Here is a 3,721-nt window from a genome sequence, read left to right as displayed (position 1 = left end):
CAGAAGGCGTGGAAACCAGCGGCCAGCGCGACATTCTGCTGGCCATGCGCTGCGACGAATTACAGGGCTTTTTCTACGCCCGCCCCATGCCGCCAGACACCTTGCTGTCGTGGGCACAGGGCGACAAACCCGATGGGTCAGCAGACTTCGCACCTTCGGTGATCGGTAGCCTGGGCGACTTGTAGAACGCACGCAGCGTGGCAAGACTGGCCCCAGCGGCCAGGACTACAGCGATTGCAGCAACGGCTGACACGCCAGGCACTGGCGCTCCCTCAACATTGGGCTCCATCAACTGCTGGAGGTCCCATGCGCATCACCCCCCTTCCCCAATCCGAGATCGACGAGGCAGAACGCAAGGTTGGTGCGATCCTAGACGAATTGGAAGACGACACCCATTCGGACGTGAAGGACATCGACCTGGAAGATGTCATTGAAACCGACAAGGACAGCGGCAAACCCGCCCTGCATCAATCGGTGGAGATCACGGTAGAACCACGCGCGCAGCGCAAGTGGATCAAGTGAAGGGGCCGGCGATTTGACGGTTTGGTAGTGCCGCTGGCACGTATCCGGCCTCACAGTGGGGCTCTCGCACGTTTCCACCTCCAATGACTGGCGGCGACCTGTCATTTGGAGATCGGCACAACGGGCACAGCCCCGCATCAGCGTGATGCAAGGCAGGCGGCGATAATTGCGGGGTTTGTCCTTCTCTAAAAAAAACCCACCATGACCACGACCATCCGGTACAACGATCTCGTCGAGTCCGTTGCTGCGGCGCTGCAGTACATCTCGTAAGTCAGCAATCAGTGGAAGCGTCAGCCCAAGCGGCTTGGGCCAGCCTGTCGCGCAGCGTGCTGATGGTGTGCAGCAGCGTGCGTATGCCCTGCTCTTTCGACAAGTTCGTGGTCATGGCCGCGACCGATGCCTGGCCAGCTGTAGGGCTCGACTCGCTGGTTGGCCGAGGTTCAACAGGTCACTCCGCACAAAGCAGCGCCTAGCCTCTTATGTAGTTCGCGTTGCAACACAGCTTCGCCATGCAGCCAGTTGCGGAAGGCCGATAGACCCGGGTCCTTCTCGCGTATCAGCCTATAAGCCAGATACCAGCCTTCGTATTTCCGATCAACGATCCGAAATGGGGTGACAAGACGGCCCGCTGCCAGCGCCTCACTGACATATGGGAGTTGCGCGACCGCGACTCCTACACCATCGAGGGCAGCCTGAATTGCCATCATAGAGCTTTCGAACGAAACCTCATTAGCCGGCTGAATCGGTGCGCTCAGGCCTGCCGCTTCGAACCACCAAGACCATTGCTCGCGCAAGTGAGGCGCGACGATCAGGGTCGCCGTGTGGAGATCGCGGGGGCGGAGCAAGCCTGCTGCAATTGAGGGCGTGCAGACTGGTACCAACGTCGAGGGGAATAGCTCTTCGGCAACATAGCCAGGCCAACTACCTTGGCCGCGACTAACAGCACATGTCCAATCATCACGCAGCGGAAGCATTGCACCGCCGGTCGCGACGCGGACCTCAATGTTGGGATGGTTGCGATTAAAGCTTGTCAAGCGCGGAATCAGCCAGTGCAAAGCAAGCGTCGGCGCGACTCCAATGGTGAGCACCGGACCGGCCTGCATCGAGGCCACCTGCTCAGAGAGCCGGGCGATCGCATCGAAGGCTTCGGTCAGGCCGGGCTGGAACGACCGCCCCTGATCCGTGAGCTCGAGCCTATTGGCATGACGGTGAAACAGCGCGAACCCGAGGTGTCTTTCCAGCAGCCGCACCATCTGGCTCACCGCCGCTTGAGTGACATTCAACTCCTCCGCTGCTGCCTTGAAGCTGCCATGTCGTCCAGCCGCTTCGAAGGCTCGCAAGCCGTTCAAGGAGGGCATCTGGCGAGACATCAGTACCCCAAGTTAAAGTTTGGTTAACCGCGAGAAATTCGCGTTTGCTCCGCTAGTTTATCCGCCTCATACTATTCGGCAAGGACGAGATTTTCTGTGCGTCAGATGGATCTTGGTCCCAAGCCACCGTTGCCTTGCTGGTGGGGACGGGTGCCGCGAGGGCCAACACACGACTCCAGCAGTACGGCCCGAAGAACACCCGAACCCAACTGCTGAAATTGGCTGACGGTCTGACAAATGTGGATATCACCAGGAGACGTTCAACGTAATTCATTGAGACTGGCAGTACAAACGATCAACGCCAATCGTGTTCAACACTCTACCGAGCACGGTCCGGGAAAACATTAAATGATGAAGATAACGAATCTCAAAATTGGCGCCGCGGCGCTAGGAGTCCTTTGCATGCTTCAGGTAGGTCCGGCTATAAGCCAAGAAAAGCGTGGCGCGATTCCGCACGCTCCGCTGCTGAAGACTCTAGTACCCCGCACAGAGAATTTGGAGGTCGCAGTCTACGAGGCGGAATATGCTCCGGGTGGGATCAACCCGCGACATCTCCATCCGGCGGCGATAACATTCCATGTCGTGTCAGGGACAGGTATTTGGCAGGAAGAGGGGAAGCCGCCAGTAACTCTGCATGCTGGAGAAAGTTTGTTTGTTCCCGCCGGCACGATCCATTCCCACTGGAATCCAAGCACTACAGACCGCCTGCGGTTCCTGGAGTTCATCGTGGCTGAGGAGGGCAAGGGTCGTTCCATTCTCGCCCCGATAAAGAAGTAGGTTCCGGAGAGTTTGATTCCGTCCGTACAAGGTCGTCGCGGGCAAACAGTCATCTTCGGCTATTGACGAGAACGGCACCGCTCGAAGTGGTGCCGCTGCATCGCCCCGCCCTGCCGACCAGACGTGGAGCAGTGCGGGCAGCGGACTGTCGGCAATGCTAGGAGTCCGTCGGCGATGCTGTCCTTGTGCGATTGGGACTTTGACACTCCCGCTCGCGTTGCGCTCATCTTGTCCCGAGTGCAAGCGGAGTGTGACCGCCCCAACTTGGCTTCGCGGCTGTTTTCCTCGCACGGCTTGATTTCGACGTTGCCGACCGCGTAGTCGCCCAAGTCGTCCTTTCGGGCCATGCAGAATTTGCCACGCCCGTTTCCGCGCAAGTGCAGTTTGCCGCTGTCGGTCCAGACCTGCAGCCACTCCTCGAACGTCATCGTGACTTGTATGCGATGCCCGTTGCGATCCGGCTTGCGGCGGGCCTGGGTCTTCTTCTGTACGTTGTATGCGTTGCGCAGCTTGCGCAGTTCTTGATCCGTCAGCTTCATGCTGATCTCCTTCTGTTTGGCTCAACCGGCCAAAGTCCAGTCTGCGTTCGTAGTCCCTTCCTCGCAATATTTACTTCATGCGCGTTCGCCGATCCGCGCAGCTACGCGCCCAACTTACAGCCCCATGGTGACGTCTGGCAGTCCCATGGCTTGACGATCGGGGTCAATGCGACGCTGCGTACTTGACCGCATGAAAGACAAGCCATGGGCTGCTGGTGAGGTCGCTTACCCGCTTCCCTGTTGGTCGCCTCGGGCGGCCTTTTCTCTCGCTGCCTGCTCCTTCTCCTCCCTCTCTTGTCGCAAAGCCCTGCCAACTAACCCCATGTTGATGACGAATATCTCGCCCTTAGTTGCGTCGGGCGGGTAATTCACTTTGTTGGGCTTGGCAAGCTGCCACGGTTGCAAAGGACCCACAAAGTTCTTCTTGTGTTCTCGCTTCGCCTGGGCCCGTGCCTTGTCGCGCGCCTTCCGGACTTCCTTCTTCTCGTAGTGCTCACGCCTGCGCTCTTCCAT

At 58.8% G+C, this 3,721-nt stretch carries 5 protein-coding genes and 1 pseudogene; 3 read left to right on the top strand and 3 right to left on the bottom strand.

All coding sequences use genetic code 11. From position 1 onward, the window contains the following. Both AAHB17_RS24270 and AAHB17_RS24265 read left to right on the top strand, forming a co-directional pair. Nucleotides 1-185 (top strand): annotated as a pseudogene (locus AAHB17_RS24270) (hypothetical protein); the annotation flags it as partial. Nucleotides 186-306: 121 nt separating this feature from the next. Beyond that, a complete protein-coding gene (locus AAHB17_RS24265; protein WP_018079662.1) occupies nucleotides 307-522 on the top strand; it encodes a hypothetical protein in 216 nt (71 codons plus the stop codon). Between the two features lie 440 nt (nucleotides 523-962). On the opposite strand, the gene AAHB17_RS24260 is transcribed toward AAHB17_RS24265, so the two are convergent. Further along, nucleotides 963-1,880, bottom strand: coding sequence for a LysR substrate-binding domain-containing protein (locus AAHB17_RS24260; protein ID WP_018079660.1), 918 nt, complete (start codon nucleotides 1,878-1,880; stop codon nucleotides 963-965). 360 nt (nucleotides 1,881-2,240) lie between these two features. Here AAHB17_RS24260 and AAHB17_RS24255 point away from each other — a divergent pair, with 360 nt between their 5' ends. Next, nucleotides 2,241-2,669 carry a cupin domain-containing protein gene (locus tag AAHB17_RS24255; protein ID WP_018079659.1) on the top strand — a complete coding sequence of 143 codons (429 nt, stop codon included), beginning with the start codon at nucleotides 2,241-2,243 and terminating at the stop codon, nucleotides 2,667-2,669. Nucleotides 2,670-2,728: 59 nt separating this feature from the next. Here the strand turns inward: AAHB17_RS24255 and AAHB17_RS24250 are convergent, their stop codons facing one another. Both AAHB17_RS24250 and AAHB17_RS24245 read right to left on the bottom strand, forming a co-directional pair. After that, nucleotides 2,729-3,208 (bottom strand): hypothetical protein, encoded by a 480-nt coding sequence (locus AAHB17_RS24250; RefSeq protein WP_018079658.1) that lies wholly within the window; start codon nucleotides 3,206-3,208, stop codon nucleotides 2,729-2,731. A gap of 225 nt (nucleotides 3,209-3,433) precedes the next feature. Then, the coding region (locus tag AAHB17_RS24245; protein WP_342133633.1) for a hypothetical protein at nucleotides 3,434-3,721 on the bottom strand (288 nt) is incomplete at its 5' end.

The organism is Hydrogenophaga sp. OTU3427 (assembly GCF_038440225.1).
GTDB lineage: Bacteria > Pseudomonadota > Gammaproteobacteria > Burkholderiales > Burkholderiaceae_C > Hydrogenophaga.
Note: the sequence above shows the minus strand (reverse complement) of the source record. Positions and strands in the feature narration are given on the sequence as shown.